This window comes from Propionimicrobium sp. BV2F7 (assembly GCF_000510445.1).
Lineage (GTDB): Bacteria > Actinomycetota > Actinomycetes > Propionibacteriales > Propionibacteriaceae > Propionimicrobium > Propionimicrobium lymphophilum.
The window spans coordinates 1-19,116 of sequence record NZ_AZIS01000004.1 but is presented as its reverse complement, the minus strand read 5'-3'; the positions used below and the strand labels follow the sequence as shown (position 1 = coordinate 19,116).

The 19,116-nt window shown below is 55.3% G+C and carries 14 protein-coding genes and 1 pseudogene; 6 read left to right on the top strand and 9 right to left on the bottom strand.

Annotation, left to right across the window (positions count from 1 at the left end; genetic code table 11):
* Positions 1-3 precede the first annotated feature (3 nt).
* From HMPREF1255_RS04435 to guaA, 3 genes are read left to right on the top strand one after another with little or no spacing between them, the layout of a single operon-like run.
* A complete protein-coding gene (locus tag HMPREF1255_RS04435) occupies positions 4-1,113 on the top strand; it encodes a GuaB3 family IMP dehydrogenase-related protein (protein ID WP_016455424.1) in 1,110 nt (369 codons plus the stop codon).
* A gap of 17 nt (positions 1,114-1,130) precedes the next feature.
* Entirely contained in the window at positions 1,131-1,427 is a 297-nt protein-coding gene (locus HMPREF1255_RS04430) for a chorismate mutase (protein WP_016455425.1), read from the top strand.
* 46 nt (positions 1,428-1,473) lie between these two features.
* Complete coding sequence (guaA, locus tag HMPREF1255_RS04425) at positions 1,474-3,021, top strand: glutamine-hydrolyzing GMP synthase (RefSeq protein ID WP_024111185.1); 1,548 nt, start codon at positions 1,474-1,476, stop codon at positions 3,019-3,021.
* Positions 3,022-3,577: 556 nt separating this feature from the next.
* Here the strand turns inward: guaA and HMPREF1255_RS04420 are convergent.
* Positions 3,578-8,191 carry an LPXTG cell wall anchor domain-containing protein gene (locus tag HMPREF1255_RS04420; protein ID WP_231477451.1) on the bottom strand — a complete coding sequence of 1,538 codons (4,614 nt, stop codon included), beginning with the start codon at positions 8,189-8,191 and terminating at the stop codon, positions 3,578-3,580.
* Between the two features lie 304 nt (positions 8,192-8,495).
* A complete protein-coding gene (locus HMPREF1255_RS04415; RefSeq protein ID WP_024111272.1) occupies positions 8,496-8,846 on the bottom strand; it encodes a hypothetical protein in 351 nt (116 codons plus the stop codon).
* A gap of 53 nt (positions 8,847-8,899) precedes the next feature.
* Here HMPREF1255_RS04415 and HMPREF1255_RS04410 point away from each other — a divergent pair.
* Both HMPREF1255_RS04410 and HMPREF1255_RS04405 read left to right on the top strand, forming a co-directional pair.
* Positions 8,900-9,142: pseudogene (locus HMPREF1255_RS04410) on the top strand (GMP synthase (glutamine-hydrolyzing)); the annotation flags it as partial.
* 169 nt (positions 9,143-9,311) lie between these two features.
* Positions 9,312-10,526, top strand: coding sequence for a hypothetical protein (locus tag HMPREF1255_RS04405; RefSeq protein WP_024111093.1), 1,215 nt, complete (start codon positions 9,312-9,314; stop codon positions 10,524-10,526).
* Here the strand turns inward: HMPREF1255_RS04405 and mcrC are convergent.
* The 7 genes from mcrC to HMPREF1255_RS04370 form a co-directional block, all read right to left on the bottom strand.
* Positions 10,516-11,577 carry a 5-methylcytosine-specific restriction endonuclease system specificity protein McrC gene (gene mcrC, locus HMPREF1255_RS04400; RefSeq protein WP_024111170.1) on the bottom strand — a complete coding sequence of 354 codons (1,062 nt, stop codon included), beginning with the start codon at positions 11,575-11,577 and terminating at the stop codon, positions 10,516-10,518. The genes HMPREF1255_RS04405 and mcrC overlap by 11 nt on opposite strands.
* Entirely contained in the window at positions 11,574-13,754 is a 2,181-nt protein-coding gene (locus HMPREF1255_RS04395; protein WP_024111061.1) for an AAA family ATPase, read from the bottom strand. The genes mcrC and HMPREF1255_RS04395 overlap by 4 nt, the downstream gene beginning before the upstream one ends.
* A 131-nt stretch (positions 13,755-13,885) precedes the next feature.
* The gene (locus HMPREF1255_RS04390; RefSeq protein ID WP_024111131.1) at positions 13,886-14,149 is read right to left on the bottom strand and encodes a PspC domain-containing protein; all 264 of its coding nucleotides are present in this window, start codon (positions 14,147-14,149) and stop codon (positions 13,886-13,888) included.
* A 108-nt stretch (positions 14,150-14,257) separates the two neighbouring features.
* On the bottom strand, positions 14,258-15,181 hold the full coding sequence (gene lipA / locus HMPREF1255_RS04385) for a lipoyl synthase (protein WP_024111278.1): 924 nt from the start codon (positions 15,179-15,181) through the stop codon (positions 14,258-14,260).
* Entirely contained in the window at positions 15,174-15,989 is an 816-nt protein-coding gene (lipB, locus tag HMPREF1255_RS04380; protein WP_024111036.1) for a lipoyl(octanoyl) transferase LipB, read from the bottom strand. Before lipB ends, lipA begins: the two co-directional genes overlap by 8 nt.
* 11 nt (positions 15,990-16,000) lie before the next feature.
* Positions 16,001-16,675 carry a prepilin peptidase gene (locus HMPREF1255_RS04375; RefSeq protein WP_024111107.1) on the bottom strand — a complete coding sequence of 225 codons (675 nt, stop codon included), beginning with the start codon at positions 16,673-16,675 and terminating at the stop codon, positions 16,001-16,003.
* Positions 16,665-17,141 carry a hypothetical protein gene (locus tag HMPREF1255_RS04370; RefSeq protein WP_155948473.1) on the bottom strand — a complete coding sequence of 159 codons (477 nt, stop codon included), beginning with the start codon at positions 17,139-17,141 and terminating at the stop codon, positions 16,665-16,667. Before HMPREF1255_RS04370 ends, HMPREF1255_RS04375 begins: the two co-directional genes overlap by 11 nt.
* Positions 17,142-17,282: 141 nt before the next feature.
* On the opposite strand from HMPREF1255_RS04370, the gene HMPREF1255_RS04365 reads away from it, so the two are divergent.
* On the top strand, positions 17,283-19,106 hold the full coding sequence (locus tag HMPREF1255_RS04365; RefSeq protein WP_024111133.1) for a long-chain fatty acid--CoA ligase: 1,824 nt from the start codon (positions 17,283-17,285) through the stop codon (positions 19,104-19,106).
* Positions 19,107-19,116 lie beyond the last annotated feature (10 nt).

Below are 19,116 nucleotides of genomic sequence, written 5' to 3'. Positions count from 1 at the left end.
GAAATGATTGATATTGGCGGCAGCAAGAGGGCCAGGCGCTCTTACTCGTTGGACGACATCGCGGTTGTGCCGAGCAGGCGCACGCGAGGCATCGAGACTGTTGATCTGCGCTGGCAGATCGACGCACTGAATTTCGATTTCCCGCTTATTGCGGCTCCGATGGATTCGGTGATGAGCCCGAAGCTCGCCATAGAGTTCGGCAAGTTGGGTGGCCTTGGCGTCATCAACCTTGAGGGCCTGTGGACGCGCTACGAGGATCCGCAGCCGTTGTTCGATGAGCTCGCCGAGATCAAGGATCAGTTGACGGCTACCAAGCGTATGCAGGAGCTTTATTCTGAGCCGATCAAGAGCGAACTTATCGTCGAGCGCATGCGCGAGATCCGTGCGGCTGATGTGCCGGTTGCCGGCTCGCTCAGCCCGCGCAATGCCCGTGAGTACGCCGACGCGGTGCAGAATTCCGGCGCCGATTTCTTCGTCATTCGTGGCACGGCTGTTAGCGCGGAGCACGTCTGTTCCGCTTCGGAGCCGCTGGATTTGCGCAAGTTCATCTACGAGCTGGACGTTCCCGTCATCGTTGGCGGCTGCGCCAGCTACAAGACGGCCCTGCACCTGATGCGCACCGGTGCCGCCGGTGTTCTCGTCGGTTTCGGCGGTGGCGCCGCTTCTGCCAACAAGCAGGTTTTGGGCATCCAGGTTCCGATGGCTAGCGCTATCGCCGAGGTGACGGAGGCCCGTCGCGATTACATGGATGAGTCCGGTGGTCGCTACGTGCACGTGATCGCAGATGGTGGCATGGGCCACTCCGGTGACATCGTCAAGGCCTTTGCATGCGGTGCTGACGCAGCCATGATCGGTTCGCCGCTTGCCCGCGCCTCTGAGGCGCCAGGTAAGGGCTGGCACTGGGGGCAGGAGGCCTGGCACGAATCGCTGCCGCGTGGCCGTCGCGTCCACTTCGACCAGGTCGGAACGCTTGAGGAGATCATCCACGGTCCGTCCAGGGTGCCGGATGGCACGATGAACGTCGTTGGCGCGTTGCGTCGTGCTCTGGCGACTACGGGTTACACGGACGTCAAGAGCTTCCAGCGGATCGACGTGATAGCTAACAGTCACTAAATCTGTAAGGAGCCCAGATGAGTGAATTACCCGCTGAGCTGATCGCCATGCGCGACAGCATCGACAATCTGGACGCCGCTGTTATTCACCTGATGGCCGAGCGGTTTAAGATCACCCAGCAGGTGGGGGAGCTGAAGGCTGCCGTGAAGCTGCCTCCGGCTGACCCCGACCGTGAGGCGAAGCAGGTGGCACGGTTGCGCAGACTCGCCGAGGACTCGCACCTCGACCCTGCGTTCGCCGAGAAGCTGTTGAACTTTATCGTTCGCGAGGTAGTAAGGCACCACACGGAGATCGCTGAGCGCTCCGATAAATAGCAATCAGCTCGGGATTCTTTCTGGGCAACGAAATGAGGAAGAGACTATGAGGCATGACGTTGTTTTGGTCGTCGATTTCGGCGCCCAGTACGCCCAGCTGATCGCTAGGCGAGTGCGCGAGGCGCAGGTTTATTCGAAGATCGTCCGCAATTCCATCACTGCCGACGAGGTTGCTGCCGAGGAGCCGAAGGCGATTATTCTTTCGGGTGGTCCGCAGTCGGTTTACGCCGACGGCGCACCGCAGCTGGATAAGGGCATTTTCGATCTGGGTATCCCGGTGTTGGGCATCTGCTACGGTGCTCAGGTGATGGCTTCGTCGTTGGGCGGCGAGGTTCGTCAGACCGGAACCAGCGAATTTGGCCGCACTTGTGTGACCGTAAAGGAGCCGGGCAAGCTGCTGGCTAGCTTGGCAACCGAGCCGAAGGTTTGGATGAGCCACGGTGACGCCGTCTATTCCGCTCCACAGGGTTTCGAGGCTCTCGCCACTTCAGACGGCGCGCCCGTTGCGGCTTTCGAGGATGCCGAGCGCGGCTTCGCCGCCGTCCAGTGGCACCCTGAGGTTGCCCACAGCGAGCAGGGCCAGAAGGTCATCGAGAACTTCCTTTACGACATTGCTGGCTGCTCCAAGACCTGGACCAGCGCGAACTTTGTTGACGAGCAGGTCGCGAAGATCCGCGAACTGGTTGGTGACAAAAAGGTTCTTTGTGGCTTGTCCGGTGGCGTCGACTCCGCGGTTGCTGCAGCGCTGGTTCAGAAGGCTATCGGTTCGCAGCTGACTTGTGTGTTCGTCGATCACGGCTTGCTTCGCAAGGGCGAGGCCGAGCAGGTGAAGAAGGACTACGTTGCCTCAACTGGTGTGGACCTGGTTGCCGTCGACGAGACCGACCGCTTCCTTAATGCTCTAGCCGGTGTCACCGACCCCGAGACTAAACGTAAGGCTGTTGGACGCGAGTTTATCCGTAGCTTCGAGGATGCTGCCCGCCAGATTGCTGGTAGCAAGGGCGTCGATTTCCTTGTTCAGGGCACGCTTTATCCTGACGTCGTCGAGTCCGGCGGCGGTGACGGTGCTGCGAACATTAAGAGCCACCACAACGTTGGCGGTTTGCCCGACGACTTGCAGTTTACCCTGATTGAGCCGCTGCGCGATCTGTTCAAGGACGAGGTCCGCGCGGTCGGAACGAAGCTCGGCCTGCCCGACGAGATCGTTTGGCGTCAGCCTTTCCCAGGCCCAGGCCTTTCGATTCGTATTATCGGCGAGGTGACCCGTGAGCGTCTCGACATTCTGCGCGATGCCGACGCGATTGCCCGCGAGGAACTCACCAAGGCTGGCTTGGACCGCGAGGTCTGGCAGATGCCCGTCGTGCTGCTGGCGGACGTCCGCTCGGTTGGTGTTCAGGGCGACGGCCGCACCTACGGTCACCCGATCGTCCTTCGTCCGGTTTCGAGCGAGGACGCCATGACCGCCGACTGGTCGCGCCTGCCGTTCGACCTGCTCGAGCGCATCAGCACCCGAATCACCAACGAATGCCGACAGATCAATCGAGTGGTGCTCGACGTGACGAGCAAGCCCCCGGCGACGATCGAGTGGGAATAGATCCCGGTCATTTGAAAAGGCATCTTGGCAAATTCGGGGTAACCGGCGAGAGATCAAGAATAATATGCGGAAATGGTCTAATCGCTTTAGTCCGGAGGCGCCGGATTATGCGGTGGCAGCGGCCGGCTCTCTCCTTAATCTCTCAGCTCATAAATGATCCGGTTACCCCGTGGGTAAGGCGCGATGCGCTGAACCTTTACCCGTTGAGCTTCCGCGAGTTTTTTCGATGCAACCGGGAACGTCCCTCTGCGGAAGCTACTGGATTCCGAGAACACCGACAGCGTGAAATCGTTTGTGTCAAAACTTACGGCGCTGTTACGCCAATACTACGTGGTCGGGGGCATGCCGGCGGCGGGTTGACGCCTTCGCGCAGAATGCGGGACTCGCGGAGGTGCGTATGATTCAAACCGGCATTGTAGAGGGGTACCAGCGTGATTTCGCGAAGCATGCGCCTTTCGCGCTACCGCCCGGGATGGCGGAAGCGTTGGAGTGCGCAACGTGCCACTGTACGCAATGTCGAATACGCGGGAGTGTGGAATCTCTGCTAATGGCAGCGTTAGTTAAGCGCACGTACTTTTCTGGATGCCAAACCTGCACCGGCGGCAGCGGCTAGTCCCAAAGCAAGAATTGCTGACAATCCGCTAGCGCCGGTCTTAGGCATTTTGCGACGCACTCTCTTTACCGCTGTGGAGCCCTCTTCGCCTGGCTCGTTCGGTACCACAGAGCTCTTGGCGACCTTGACGGTTAGCTGGATCGTGTCGTCGTCAGTTGCTACTGCGTCCTTGCCGTCCGGCCACTGGATTGCGTCCCAAGTGAATGAGAATGCTTTTCGCGTGCCAGATTTTGAGGTGGCCATCGCGCTGAATCTACCCTCTACTGTGCCGACAATGGTCAGGTTCGCGTCAACGTCCGCATCTTCGTCAATCATGATTCCAGGGACGGTAATCTTCATCCAACCTTCCGCACCGCCGGCGGCGTCCACAACCTGTTCAAGATCGGAATAAGTCTTGATGGCGGCGGGGTCAGTCAGCGCGAAGACGACGGTTACGGTCTGGGCGTTAGCTGTCACATCTTTGACTGTGAAGCCAGCACCGAAATCGGCAACCCTAACCTGTGTGGCGTCGAGATTGGCCGGCAGGCTCATGCCATCCGGAATAGTGAACGTGGCGACGAACGAGAAGTCTTTCACGTCCAGAGCGATTTCATCGTGATTAACCTCAGGATACAAGGCTTCAATTCCGCCCATCTGTTCATGAATAGGCGTCACTTGCAGGGCACCGGTCAGGTCGAATGTGGAACCTTGAGGCAGGGTAATGACTTCATCATGCTCGGTGTCGGTGCCGACCAGCATGTCGCCGGGCAGCTCGCCAGCTATCGGCGACGGGACTTGCACAGTGAACTGGATAGCCTTGCTGTTGGCGGGTGCCATCACGTCTTTGCCCTCGGGTGTTTGTTCCCCAATCCACTTGAAGAAGAACTCCCGCTGGGTGCCAGCGGCTGAGGTCGCCAGGCCATTGAATGTACCAGACACTTCGCCCATAACAGTCAACTGTGTGCCGCCTGCGACGTCCTTATTCACGGTTACGCCCGGGATCGTCACCTTCATGGTCGAGTCAATCTTGTTGACGGCGTCCTTGAGCTGCTGATAATTCACAATCCCGCTCTTAAGTGTCATGGTCACTGTGACGGTTTTACCCTCCACTGCAACGTCAGAGATAGTGAATGTGTCGGCAAGACCTTCGGCTTTCACCGTATCTTTGGTTAGGTTATCGGGTAAGGTCATGCCGTCCGGAATCGTGAAAGAGGCGGCAAATGTCGAAGCCACATCGCTAAGGTTGATGCTCGACAAGTCTGTGACACCAGGGTATTGGAGCTCAATCGCGTTCATCTGATTCTTGACGACCTCAGAGCCTAGGGTGCCGGTGAAATCAATATTCTCGCCTTGAAAAGCGTCATAAACGTGAGTGTTCTCAGTGTCGTTTCCGACCAGAATGTCGCCAGGCAGTACAGCTTCATAAGGTTTAACCACCAGCAAGGTTTGCTGGATTGTGGAGTCGTCCTTGGCGCGAACGTCCTTGGCCGTATCGGTTTGGTCACCTGTCCAGGTGAAAGTGAATCTATGCAACCTTGGTGCAGGGTTTTCTGCCTGAGCCCTAAAGAGCGCCCTAGCGCTGCGAGCAGACACTTTACTGGCTGTCGAGCCTTGCGCGACAGCGTTGAAATTGCCTTTGACAGTTCCGGTTACAGTGATTTCTTGGCCGTTGGTCACCTGTGCGGCGTCCAAGGTTAGACCTTTGACGGTGGCCGTAATCAGGTTTCGATTTCCAGCTCCGGTCGAAAAGACGGCATCCTTTAGCTGCTTATAGTTTTCGATGCCGGGCTTTAACTTGAAAGTTACGTCCACTGTTTGACCGGTTACGCTAGTGCCTGCAAGCTCGAAGCAATCACCCAACCCCGCCATCTCAACGGTGGGGTTAGCTGGGATAACTACGCCATCCGGGAAAGTGATGGACGCGGTGAACGTCGAGCTCAGGCTGGACAATGCAATCTTGTCCGGGGTCTTAGCGTCCTCTGGGAAGACCCCTTCTATGCCCGTCATCTGGTTCTTTATACCGGCGGGATCAACGGCTCCGGTAATCTCGAAGGTGCTCTTCGAGCCCTCCGTGTAAACCCTCTTTATCTTGGTGGTCGCGTCAATCGAGTCAGCCCACATATCGGCGTCAATCGTCAGATCCGCTTTGGTCTCGAGCACTGTTGGGTCAGTTTTCCAAGACAAGTAATACGTGGTGTCAGCCGTAATATCTGGGTTTGCGCCAGGTATCTTGATGCCAAAGAAGCTGGAGTCATCAAACCGGACGCCCGAACCGCCTGCGCCGGCAGCCGTGCTCCAATAAGACTGGTTGGCTAGCAAATACCCCAATTTCTTGGCGTCCGCCTTGGCTGGGGTGATGTCGCCATAAGCCACATTGTGTAGCAGTGTGCGGAACTTCTGCCCGTATGTAGCTGGCTGTTTCAGGACGGCAATCTCGCCGCCGCTGGCGTCGGTCTCAACAGTAAACTCTTCAGGATTTGTCTTGAATATGCTTGTTTCAGAGAAAATCCCGCCGTTAGCGGAGAAAGCGACCCGGTATTCGTTGTCTTTATATTGGGCGTACAAGTCAATTTGGGTGGTCTCTCCAGCGAATGTTAGCCCAGCGCCCGGTGCGACCTCGTCACCAGAGCCGTCTGGAGCGGTCGTCCACTTTACGAATGTCTTTCCTGCTGGCGCAAAAGCGCTGACCTTGGTGGCGACTTCGTCGAAAGCTAGCGCAGTGGCCGTGGTGTCGTTGGGGTCAACATTTTGGATGTACTCTTCACCTGCACCATTGTGGTAAATGACGGTTTTTGCGTCCCATTTCGCATAAACCTCGATGTTGGTATCGAGCTGGGCATTCGCATAATCGAAAGTATGCTCTGCGCCTGCCGCGTCCTTATAGAACCAGCCTAGGAACTTTACGCCGTTAGCGTCAGTTGGTGTGTCGGGGTCAGTGTTACCCGTCACATAGTCGAGTTTGTAGCCGCGAACGGTTGATTTCGCCTTGTCAGCGGTGGTGCCGTCGGCGAAAGACGCATTAGCGTTTTGCAATTTGAAGGTGGCTGTGGCGGCTGGCGCCCAAATGTGCTTTTGCCCGTCTTTGGAGGCCTGCGCTACCGAATAGTTGTACCTGACGCCGTTGGCGTTGATCGGGTTCACGGTATTAATGGTGTTGTCCGCCAGCGTGAATAGCGAAAGCCATTCGTTACCGTTTTGGTCGCCGTTGGTTGGCGTAACGACATCGTGGTTGAAATCGGGGCTATAGGCAATCAAATATGACCCGCCGGTAACCACGTAAGAGCTTCCGGTGCCACGGTTAGCCCCGCCATTGTCAGCAGTGTTATTGCTGGCGTCGGTATTGACCACGCTATTGCCAGTAAAGGTGATCGAGCACGGCCCTGACGACTGCCCAGCGCCATAGGAGGGGTAATACTTCATGTTGGTGGTTTCCAGCACAGAGTTGGTGAATGTCGCCTCGCCAGGCTTGTAGTTGACGTTCAGGCCGCCGTCCGTGCTGTTCTTGATGACTACCTTTGAGTCGGTCACCGATAATTTCGCCGAGACCGTGATGCGTGAGCCATCAGCAGTGAGAGTGGAGCCGTTGACTAGCTCAGACGCGCCCAATAGGGCGAGGGTATTTTTGTAGGCTCTGACTCCTGTAGCTTTGTAAGCATAAAAGTCAGAGTGGTCGAGGTGCACCCCGCCTTTGCCCTTGTCCGGGTCGAAGTAATACCAAACGCCGCGGGTGGTAAGCGAGGAATTCGTCATGTAGAGGCCGGCGTACTGTTCGCTTTTTCCGGGTGTGGCTTGGACATCCACCGTGCAATTGATGAACCTGGCGTCTGAGTTATAGACAAACCCCCGCCCCAAGCTGTTCTTTGCCGAGATCGTTAAAGCCTCGCGTGAGGTGCCGTTAATTTTGCCTTTTAGGTCGAAGCCGATGGTGTTGCCATCGAGGACGTAGTTGCCATCGTTAAGCTCGGCGCCAGCCTGGATGGTCAATGCGGTGTTGTAGCCGGTCATTGTGACCGTCTTGCCTGGGGCGCTTAGTTTCGCACCACTTGTGATGGTTAGAAAATTGCCAGAGCCTGTGAATGTGACGTTCTTGTTGATAGCCAGGTCAGTGCCGGACGTGAACGCGCCGACGGTATGTATCGTCCCGCCATCGGATACTAGACCAAGCGCTTTCTCAAGAGTTTTGACGGCGGCGGTTTGACTGCCATCATTGTCGTCTGAGCCCGCTTTGCTATCTACCCAAACCTCAGAAGCACCTTGCGGGGAGCGTAATTGCGGTTGGTTGGCGGTAGTGGCTTTCAGCGTTGTCTCAGATGCGGTCGACGAGACTGGGGTTTGGTTTTCTGCTGTTGGGGACGCGGCAGAATCGTCGGCGCTTGGTGTCGGGGTGCTTGACGCCTCGGTGGGTTGAGGAGAAGCAGTCACGACATTTTCCCCTGGTGCGCTGCTAAGGGTTGTCGTCGCAGTAGCGCTTGGCGTGGCATCCTCCGACCCGGCTTGATCCTCAGCGAAAGCCGCTGCTGGTGTCATAAACAGCGCCAAAATAAGCGACAACGATGCAGCAACGATTCGCTTAGGCATTGCGGCGTTGCTTTGCAATTTTCTTTCCCTAGTCGCACCCATTATTTCCCCCAGGGTCGTGAGCGGATGGCCATTCGTCGGCCAGAAATAAATATATTTTCACTGAATAATACCGTCTGTTCGGTTAACTAATCTAGGTAGATCAAAAAAGTTCACCCGCTAGTCGAGGGTTCCGAGGCGCAGAGTCTGTCGTATTCCTGGTTTTGTCACGCCATTCACGCTCCGTTGATTCCAGGCTGCCGATTAGAAACGTTCCAGCCGTCTCTAGGTGCGTATAAGGATGGTTTTCGAGATTAGCCGACGCCTAGCCAGAGACTCGTTCCACTAACTCGCTGCCCAGGATTACCGGGCTGGTGATGATTGCCGGACGGCGAGAACCCCTTTCGATGAGCCGCCGAGCCCCGAGGCGTCCAGACTCAGTATTGTCTACGTCTACCCATGAGTTAAAGGTTGGGGCTTGTGTAGGTCTGCCGATGAAAACCATAGGAGCATTTTGGAGAGTTTGGATTTGGTGCGGCACCTGGTGATGCGAGGTGACGATTGCGCCATCGACGTGACCCTCATATAGGAAGGGACGTAGTTTAGTGTCCTCGCACCCACGATCAGCTAGCATAAGCACCAACTGCAGATGGGTGTCCTCGAATTCGCGGTTCACTGCGTTGGCTATGACTGAGAAGAACAGATCCGAAAATAAGCGAGGTCTGGTAGATGCCCGTCGTGCTGCTGGCGGACGTCCGCTCGGTTGGTGTTCAGGGCGATGGCCGCACCTACGGTCACCCGATCGTCCTTCGTCCGGTTTCGAGCGAGGACGCCATGACCGCCGACTGGTCGCGCCTGCCGTTCGACCTGCTCGAGCGCATCAGCACCCGAATCACCAACGAATGCCGACAGATCAACCGAGTGGTGCTCGACGTGACGAGCAAGCCCCCGGCAACGATCGAGTGGGAGTAAAAACCGGCAAATCGTTACATTCGGTAACGATATATTGAAGCATCATCCCGGGGAACAGAAGCTCTTGTTAGCTGGTTCCTCGGGATAGCTTTATAATTTTTAATAATGTGGATTGCGTAATTAATTGCGCGAGCACGCATAGATACCAATGAGAAAGAGAAGTTCGGTCATGAAGGAAGATGCAGATAAGACTGGAAATAATCTTGATGCAGCGCGTGACTTTGTTAGCAGTCTGGAATTTAAAGCTGATTCCTTCGATATTAACTTAGAAAAAGACGTGCTCGTAAAAATTCCTTTCGATACGTTATCCACACTGGGTTCTGGGTTTTCTTTGCTTAATGATTATTTTGCAAAACCTGATTTATTGGAAGAAAGAGTGGTCATTAGAGATAAGTCTGGAAACATACTTCCGCTAAGTGTCCTGAACAAGTTTAAAGACGGCAGCGGCATGTTGGGCAGCTATAGAGACGCCTCGGGTGTTCTTCAGCAGGCCAGAATATGCTCTGAAACCGGAAAAGTAGTTAGTACTACGGCTGGCGGGCCAGCCCTGCTTCTAGTCGCCGCCGCCATTACCCTCATAAAAAATAGGTTGGACTCGATTCAAGCGTCTGTCGATGACGTGTTGACCTATCTTGAAGAAAAAGACAAGGCGGAGCTGCGGGCTAACATTCGTGATCTTGAGCGATTGCTGAATCAGTATCGCAATAACTGGGGAAACGAAACCTGGATGATGAGCGCTCACAACGAGGTGGCCTCCATACTGTGTTCAACTGATGCGGCAACGATTCATCTCGGAGTCAGGCTCAAAAATGATATAGCTAAGAAAGAAATGTTCTCTAGACGAGGGAACACGGCTAAGCGTCTTAAGAATGTGATCGAGCTTCTGAAGGAATATAAAATTGCTTGCGGCGCCTTTGCATTTGCATCTTCCTTAGAGCCTATTCTTAGCGAAAATCTTTCTGAGGAAAATCTCGAATCTGTTGCAAAATCTATTGAAGCTAAATCGGATGAATACAGAGCGATTTTTAAAACTTGTCGTGATAAATTTCAAGAGTTGGCGAATCGTGATTTGCAAATGCTTTTACCGGAGTTTGCTGATAATGTTTTCTCCGCTTTTTCAGATCTAGCTAAGGGACTTTTAAGCACAAAAGACAGTGAGAAAGAACTAGAAGATTCTGAAAAACCAAAGAAAAGACAATTAAAGGTAGAGAATCTACTAGAACTAATGGCACCGGTTCAGCCAGAAGAAGAAAATCCATTCCATGAAACAGTCGTAGCGCTGAACAATTTGTATAACCAACCTCACATGGTCGCTGTAGACGCAGAAAATGTTTATGTCCTGCCAGCGCCAAAAGAAGAAAAGCCAACTGGCGCTAGCGACTGATACGCGATAATGAGCAAGCCGGCTCCCCGAAATAACCATCTGCTATTTCGTCTAGCTGCTTTCTGATCGAATCGAAGGGGCAGTCTAAGTTCAGTGTTTTCACGCTGATTTCGTTACCACTCATCTTGTACGTCACATCGGGCTGGGCGTCTTCGTCAGTTCGTGCATACAAGAGCAGTCCTGTGACTCGGTGGTTGTCTCCTAAATCTGCCTGCATGTTTTTCGTGTAGGTGAATATTTGGTACAGATTGCCCGAGTGGATGCTTTTGCGGTCGAATTGTTCTTGAGTGGTTTTCGAATAATATTTCGCGTCGATAATCAGCGAAACATTCCCAGATGAAAGAACCACATCACTTTTCATCGTGGGCAGCATGTAATCAAAATTGTCGTCAAGGCTCCATGGAATGTGGGGAGCCGCCGCGCTGAGTTGAGGATGCTCCTGGCGGAAATACTCCAGGATGAATTTTTCGTACAGGCTGTGCATCCGTTGCTCGTCAAGGAAATCCATCATTCGCACGCTGCCGTCCGATTGGGTCTGCAGCAGACCGTTCCAAACAAGCCAGCAAACGTTAATGAGCATCCTATAGGTTTGGTTATTCCTGTCGTATCGGAACCGCCATGCGGTATTGGATAAATCGATATTTTTCACTTCTGCGAAATAGGGCAGAAGCCGCTTAATTTTCCTCTCTAATGCCTTTGAAATATCCGAGCGGATAAGCAACAAACAGGTGGCTTTAAGAATTCTGTTCATCTGCGTATCCACTGAAAAATTGCCGTAGCTACACACCAACTGCCTACGCGTAATGGAACGAGTTTTAATCGATTCGCCGAGCTCTATTTTTCCGCGAAGTGAAGATATCGGTTCCGTTTGCTCTATATATTCTCTGCCCAGTCCGCGTTTTAACTGGGCGGATATACCGCGCGTGAGGATCGCCGCGCAGAGTTCTGCCACGTTGCTGAACTCTTCTGTCGCAACGTCACGATATCCCTGTTTGCGTAGCACCTTGAAGGCGTACGCAAGCATGTAATAGATGTTCTGAATTCGAATCATTTGATTGCGCTACGCAGTTTCCCAGCCCATTCGGAGGTCTTCGATTTATCGTCGAACCAATACTCTTTGAGCATTGGGATCAGCTCGTATTCGACTATCGAAGACAGCTTTTGATCGGAGGGCGCCTCGCTGAAGCCGCAGAAATAACTGTGGCCGATACGGAATCCTTCGCCTAGGGCGTCGTCGCTGGAGATGGCTTCGTTTAGCTGGGCGACGCAGCCCACCAAGTTGTTAAGTTTCGGGCAGGCTAACGCGTCCAAGTAGCCGACGAATCCCTCGGTCTGGAATCCCGGCTTCATCTCGAAGAACGCGAATCTGCGGCGCAGCGCGTAGTCGAGCATCGCCAGCGATCGGTCTGCAGTGTTCATCATGCCGATTATGTATAGGTTGCTTGGCACAGAAAACAGTTCGCGCGAATAAAGTAGCTCGAGCTTATTTTTGGGGCCGCGTTTATCGTTTTCTATGAGCATGAACAATTCGCCGAAAATTTTCGAGAGATTGCCGCGGTTTATCTCGTCGATAATGAAGAAGTAGTCATTTTCAGAGTCAGCTTCAGCTTCCTTGCAGAATCGGTAAAAGGCTCCTCTGGTTAGCTCGAAACCGTTCTCCGACGGGCGGAACCCTTCGACGAAGTCTTCGTAGGAGTAGCTCTGATGGAACTGCACCATCTTCACGCGCGCGATATCTTTCACGCCCATAATCGAATAGGCGAGTCGCTTCGCGATGAAAGTTTTCCCTACCCCAGGAGCGCCTTGGAGGATGATGTTTTTCTTTTTCCTCAGCACGCCGGTGAGCTCTTCGTACTCTTGCTCAGACATGAAAACTTCTGCTAGGAAGTCTTCTTCGGTGTAGGCGGGGTAAGCGGTGGCGGGCTGGGGCTCGATAGCCTCCTCCGCTTCTTCAGAAAAGTAGGAATTTAGTTTGGCAATAAGATCCGTGTAGTCAGTTACCTCTGTGAGCGTCTTCATAGCGAAGTCGTCGTCGGTCTCTAGGTCGCATTTGTGTGTCCATTCGACACTTCTGCGGTTGGGAAATTCCGGCATCGAATCGTCGTATTCGTAGTCACCCTTGACGACGCCCTTGCCCACGATCTTCCTGCGTCCCTGCTTGACGAAGACCACATCCCCAGGCTTTATCTCGTTCACGAACTGCCACACGGCATGAGCGTTATTTTTCTGCGAGCTATCGCCTCCATCTAGCTCGACAAGCTTGAGGCGCATGTCTTCTTTTGACGGATACGCGCGAAGATCGCCGAGTTCCTTCCAGGAGATCGCCATGATCCGGGTTTCGTAAAATTCGTCCCACTTTTCAGCTTGTGTGCCTGGGGAGTAGACCCAGTAGCGCACGGTCTCGACGTCCGCATCACCGAGTGCGTTCTGTTCGGCCTCACTCTGCGATGCCTTCTCTTCGGCCTTTCGCTCTTTGTTGACCCTCTCTGATTCGAGATAAGCGGCATTCGCCAATTCGGGGAAACTGGCGAAGGGGCATTCGGGCGTACCTAGTCTTTTAGAGATTTCATCGCAAATGGCTAAGTATTCGTTGCCGTCGGTTATCAGTGGGCCTCGTTCCTTAGGGAACAGCCCCGCTATCTCTTCACCGATGGCCGCCATGTCTCCGATGAACCAGCGATTCCTGGAGTCCAGGCTTACGAACCTAAAGGGACGGGCCCAGTAGAGACCAATGAACGTTTTCCACTTCAGGCCGGACAGATTTATGGTTCGCTCGTAGGCCTGAACGAATTTTTCCCTGGTGGACGCGGTCTCCGATTCCGTTAATTCCAAGCCTGCGGTGAATAGGTCCCATAGGTTTTCGATGTCTTCTTCGCCGCGCCGCGGATCGGACGAAAATCTGTAGAAAGTTGCGTTCAGATTATTGAGGGTTGGAATGCCTTCGAAATTCGTTGGCAGTTCAGCATCAACGGAGAGTGCCTTTGCCAGTGAGGTGATGATCTTCAGCCGGTTTTCAGGTGTGATGCCTTTGTTGAAGAGGCCGAAAACTGTGAATGGATCTATGTCTGCTATTTCATTTCCACTATCAAGCTTTGGAAATTTAATTCCAGATGAAGCGTAGGCTTCTGTGATTTCGTGGATTAACCGATTGCGGTTTTCCCGGTAGTCAAGCAGCCTGTCTGCCAACGCCATGTAGAAATTAGTCCAGGTGAAATTTTGGTTGCTCATATGCCGCGTCTTTCGGGATTTCCTATGCGTCAAAAGTATCTATTAACTAGCGAATATTTTGTTCCGATGTCATGAAGAATAATTAAAGGCGCCGGCTAATGTCAGCCGACGCCTTTAATCTTTTAGTCTTTTTACTCGCTGCGGAACGAGTCCCTCGGGCCGTCGTTCTTGTTCAGCATGCCGTCCAGGACGCTCTTGTCCGAACCTTCCTCGGGGATCAGCAGGTAGCCAACGACGTAGGCGCCGATGCCGATGCCGCTCGAAACGATCGATAGCACCACGACAACCAGGCGAATGATGTTCAGATCAAAGCCGGTGTAGTCAGCGATACCCGAGCAAACTCCTGCGAGCATGCGGTTGTCTTTGCTGCGAACTAGCTGTTTCTGCTGGCTCATAATTCCTCCTGTGTACACATGCAGGAGTTGGCCTGCACGTTATTGGTTCGTCCCTGCTATTAATTCCAGAATATGGGGTGGGCGATACTCTCGCGGGGAAACCTTCAGTTAGGCTGCCTCGGCGTCCAACTTCTCGCGCGCCTGACGATAAAGCCTGCCAGCCCGGTACGACGAACGAACCAGTGGCCCGCTCATCACGCCCTCGAAGCCGATCTCCTCGGCCTCCTCGGCCAGTTCGGCGAATTCGAGCGGTGTTACCCAGCGCTGAATTGGCAGCAGTGTGACCGCCGGACGCAGGTACTGAGTGATGGTCAAAATGTGCGTGCCGGCGTCTCGGAGATCCTGCATGGCCTGCGAGATCTCCTCGCGGGTTTCACCCATGCCGAGAATCAGGTTCGACTTTGTGATTAGTCCGTAGTCTCGGGCGCGGGTGAGGACGTCCAGCGAAAGCTCATACTTGAAGCCGGGGCGAATACGCTTGAAGATCCTCGGGATGGTCTCGACGTTGTGACCAAAAACCTCCGGCCGCGTCTCGAAGACCTGATTCAAAAACTCGTCCTTGCCGGAAAAGTCCGGGGCGAGCATCTCGACGCCAACCCCCGGATTCATCTCGTGAATCTTGCGGATGGTCTCCGCGTATAGCCATGCGCCCTCGTCAGGCAGATCGTCACGGCAAACCCCTGTGACGGTCACATATCGCAACCCAAGTTTGCTAACCGACTCCGCAACCCGCTGGGGCTCGCCGGGATCAAAGCCCCTCGGCTTCGCCGACTCGATCTGACAGAAATCACAGCGCCTGGTGCAGGCGTCGCCGCCAATAAGGAAGGTGGATTCGCGATCCTCCCAGCATTCGAAGACGTTCGGGCAGCCGGCGGATTGGCACACGGTGTGCAGGTCCTCGCGGCCGATTATGTCCTTGATGTTCTGATAGTTGGGGCCCTGAACGAGTTTCGTGCGGATCCATTCTGGCTTGCGCTCGATTGGGGTCTCTGCGTTCTTGCGTTCGATGCGCAGCAATCGCTTTTCAGACATCGCTGTCCTTCCTCACGGTGGGGCCGGCTATACGTTGAATCAGTGGGGTGGCGGGCCGCTTCGGAGCGGAGTCGCTGGTCTGGTTTGGGTCCCTAGGCCGCCACCAGTGGTCGTGGATGTCGAACGGGCCGTAATCTTCGAGAAGCTCGCGCATGTGCGGCTCGAGAGCATCGGCAACCTGCGAAAGAGACGGAACCGTCTCGAGCTCCTGAGCCAAGCTGGTCACGCCTGCGTCGGCGATGCCACAAGGCACGATGTTCCCGAACGCGGCCATGTCATCGCGCACGTTAAACGCGAAACCGTGCATCGTGGTTCGCTTGGCAACCCTAACCCCGATGGCGATCAGCTTGCGTTCTGGCCTGTCATCCGTTGCGGGCAGCCAGACGCCAGTGCGTCCGTCGACGCGGCCGGCTAGTACACCCAAATCGTCGCAGGTGCGGATCAGGGCTTCCTCGAGGCGGCGCACATAATCGACGACGTAGTAGCCGTCTGCAAGATGAATGATGGGATAGCCGACCAGCTGCCCGGGGCCGTGCCAAGTGATTTTGCCGCCCCGGTCGATGTCTATCACCGGAGTGCCGTCGAACGGTTTTTCGTCGGGTTTAGTTGAACGACCGGCGGTGTAGACGCTCGGGTGCTGCAACAACAGGACGGTGTTCTCATGCCTGCCCTCAGCCACTGCCTCGTGGATGCGTCGCTGCATGTTCCAGGCGCTCATGTATTCGGTGAGGAACGAATCCTCATCGGAAATTCCGATGCGCTGGAAATTGAGCTTCCGTTGCTCGTCCAGGTGAGATTGAGTAGTCATCAAGTTTAATCTTATGCGCTGGCCAATAACCCCGCTAGGAAGCCGAGATACGGGCCAAGCCAAAGCCCAGGACCATATGGGAAAGCCTTGCCCAGCGGGGACGGTTTTCGTTTTCGCCGCGCAGCCGTGACGAGCCCCCAAGCGGCTGCGGCAATCGTGCCAAAAAGCAAAGAAAAGATACAGCCATCTAGGCCCAGCGTGCCGGCTGTCGCCCCGACGAGGAGACTCAGCCTTACGTCACCGAAACCTAGGGAATCAGATAGCCTCCAGGCAATAAAAAAGAACAAACCCAAGCAGGCAGCGCCGAGCAGCGGCCCAACAGTAGATGCGGGCCCCATCGAGAAGGCCTGGTAAATCAGCGCCAGCGCAGTCAGCCCCCAGCAAAGATGCATGATCCTGTTTGGCAGCCAGGTGGTGCGGGCATCGCATGCCACCAACACGAGCACGCTAGAGCCGTAAACCACCCAGATGGGCTCCGGACGCAGAACCGTCACAAAACCGAGCAGCACACTCGCGCACATGCAGAAGACCACGAACTTTACGTCCACCAGGTCTCGGTAAGGAATCTTTAAGCTTGCATCTGGGTCATCTGGCTCAGGCAGCCCGCGAAGCAGCACCAGCGTCAACACAGTCAGGGCACTGGCTAGGGCGATCATGGAAACGAGCATAACCGAGCTAGGCGGCATCGACGAGCCTATCCTTGCAGTCGAAACGCGCAGATTCAAAGATGTCATCGTGGTCTATGCCTCTCGCCTCACATGCTGCCAAGAGCCAGGCCTGCTGCAAACCGTTAGCGAGGCCGAAGCCGCGCTCCAGATAACTGCGAGCACTGAATTCGTCCAGACCCGCGAGCCGGGCAGCGTTCGGCACCTGGCTGCCCAGTCTGGAAAGGCCCTCGCGCATGATCAACGGGTCGGCTACCATCCCCTTCAACTGCTCCATCCGCCCAGAAGCCAGCCTCATCAGGGCCTTTGCGTCGCAACTTCTTATCCGGGGACGATCTTTGAACAACATATTTTTCACGACCATCGACGGCACGCCTGCCGCCACAGCCACGACCCTCCAAGGCAATTGATGAGTCGCCATTAAGTGGCAAACAAGAGACTTGAACGGCTGCGCCTTAACCCAGGAGTAGTGAGACGAGGTTTCCATGGCTTTACCTTTCGGATTAAAAAATGTGGTCACTAGGTAAAGCCCATTTAGAACGTCGATTTGTGAGGTTAGGTAACAAAATAACTTCATTAGTTTTGGATCAGTACTAGTCGACGACGAAAAACATCTACTATTGCCAACATGAGCGTGCTTTCCACTTCGCCACGTAAACACGTCGCTTGGCTGTTTGAAACTGCCCGTTACGCCTACTCAGACCTGCCAGCCACGAGAATAAGAATCGGCGACGAGTGGCACACCCAAACATATGAAGAACTGCACGCCAGGGTTCAGCAGATCGCCGCAGCCTTAATCAACGCAGGCATCGAACGCGGAGACCGTGTCGGACTTCTAGCCTCGAACATGCCGCAGTGGACACAGATCGACCTGGCTACGGCGACGATCGGCGCGGCTTTGGTGCCGCTCTATTCGACCTCCACGCCCGATCAGATAGTGCACATCTGCGCGGACGCCGGCGTGAAAATCATGTTCGCCGGCGACGAGCCCCAGACCAAGAACGTGCTCGAAGCAGCCAAGGAGCTGCCCGAGCTGGAGCGCATCATCTCGATCGCTCAGGTGGACGGCACCGAGAACCTCGAGAGCTTCGCGCCCTTCGTCGACCCGAACGAGGAACGGGCCGAGGCCATCCGGGGCAGGCTGGAGGCGGCTGACCCGAAAGACATCTTCTCGATCACCTACACCTCTGGCACCACCGGCGACCCGCGCGGCGTCGTCGTCAGTCACAAGGCGATGTTCGCTCAGCTCGAGGCGCTCGATCAGTTCTTCGACCTCTCGCCCAACGAACACAGCCTCTGTTTCCTGCCGCTCTCGCACGCGCTGGAACGCGGCTGGAGCGCATTTGTCATGGCATGCGGCTGCATGAACACCTACGTTCCCGACACCCGCAAAGTCGCCGACCTGCTGGTGCTTGCGCGCCCAACCATGCTTGTCAGCGTGCCTAAGCTCTACGAAACCGTGCTCGCCGAGGCCAAGCGAAAGGTCGCCAAATCGGCCGTCAAGAAGGCCATCTTCAAGTGGGCGCTGCAGGTTGGCGGCCAGATGCAGAAGTCCAACACCAAGGGCAAGAAGCCGAGGCTGTGGTGGCGCGTTCAGCTGCCGCTGGCAAACAAGCTCGTCTTTAAGAATGTGCGCGAGGCGTTCGGCGGGCCCAAAACGCTGCTGGCTTGTGGCGGCGCGCCACTGCGCCTTGAGGTCGAGCATTTCTTCAGCGCCTGCGGCATGCCGATCCTGAACGGCTACGGGCTGACCGAGGCCTCGCCGTTGGTCAGCTTCAACCGGCCTAACTACCACCGCGAGGGCACCTGCGGCCCCGTCATGCCCGGCGGGCAGTTGGCCATCGGGCAGAACTCCGAGATCTTCTACCGTGGTGAGAACCTGATGGACGGCTACTGGAACAATCCCGAGGCTACTGCCGAGGCCATCGACGACGAAGGCTGGCTGCACACCGGTGACATGGGCTATGTGGACGAGGGCGGCTTCCTGATCATCACCGATCGGCTGAAGGACATCATCGTTACTATCGGCGGCAAGAACGTCTCGCCGACGCCCATCGAGGACATGCTGCTGTCTGACCCGCTGTTTGAGCAGGCCGTGATCTTGGGCAACAACCGGCCCTACCTGACGCTGCTAGTCAAGCCGTCGAGCCCGGCGTTGCAGGAGCTCTCGGAGAGGCTGCAGATCGCCCATGGCGACTTCAAGCAGATGCTCGAGAACTCCGAGGTGGTCGAGGAGATTCGCAAGCGCGTCGACGAGCTGACGGCCAAGCTGCCCAGGCAGGAAAAAATCCGAGACATTCGGCTGCTGCCCGAGGGCTTCACTCTAGAGAACGGCCTGATGACGCCCTCGCTCAAGATCAAGCGCAGAGAGGTGGAGGAGCGCTTCCGAGAGATGATCGAGGACATGTACGCCAAGCTCGCCGAGAAGAAGCAAGAGCGAAACGAGAAGTAAAAAAATTTCC

Bases quoted from the DNA above. Each gene is read 5' to 3' on its own strand.
- HMPREF1255_RS04375 (WP_024111107.1), bottom strand. From the start codon at position 16,675: ATGCCGCCTAGCTCGGTTATGCTCGTTTCCATGATCGCCCTAGCCAGT.
- HMPREF1255_RS04395 (WP_024111061.1), bottom strand. From the start codon at position 13,754: ATGAGCAACCAAAATTTCACCTGGACTAATTTCTACATGGCGTTGGCA.
- HMPREF1255_RS04405 (WP_024111093.1), top strand. From the start codon at position 9,312: ATGAAGGAAGATGCAGATAAGACTGGAAATAATCTTGATGCAGCGCGT.
- HMPREF1255_RS04420 (WP_231477451.1), bottom strand. From the start codon at position 8,191: ATGCCTAAGCGAATCGTTGCTGCATCGTTGTCGCTTATTTTGGCGCTG.
- HMPREF1255_RS04365 (WP_024111133.1), top strand. From the start codon at position 17,283: ATGAGCGTGCTTTCCACTTCGCCACGTAAACACGTCGCTTGGCTGTTT.
- guaA (WP_024111185.1), top strand. From the start codon at position 1,474: ATGAGGCATGACGTTGTTTTGGTCGTCGATTTCGGCGCCCAGTACGCC.
- mcrC (WP_024111170.1), bottom strand. From the start codon at position 11,577: ATGATTCGAATTCAGAACATCTATTACATGCTTGCGTACGCCTTCAAG.
- HMPREF1255_RS04390 (WP_024111131.1), bottom strand. From the start codon at position 14,149: ATGAGCCAGCAGAAACAGCTAGTTCGCAGCAAAGACAACCGCATGCTC.
- lipB (WP_024111036.1), bottom strand. From the start codon at position 15,989: ATGACTACTCAATCTCACCTGGACGAGCAACGGAAGCTCAATTTCCAG.
- HMPREF1255_RS04370 (WP_155948473.1), bottom strand. From the start codon at position 17,141: ATGGAAACCTCGTCTCACTACTCCTGGGTTAAGGCGCAGCCGTTCAAG.
- lipA (WP_024111278.1), bottom strand. From the start codon at position 15,181: ATGTCTGAAAAGCGATTGCTGCGCATCGAACGCAAGAACGCAGAGACC.
- HMPREF1255_RS04435 (WP_016455424.1), top strand. From the start codon at position 4: ATGATTGATATTGGCGGCAGCAAGAGGGCCAGGCGCTCTTACTCGTTG.
- HMPREF1255_RS04430 (WP_016455425.1), top strand. From the start codon at position 1,131: ATGAGTGAATTACCCGCTGAGCTGATCGCCATGCGCGACAGCATCGAC.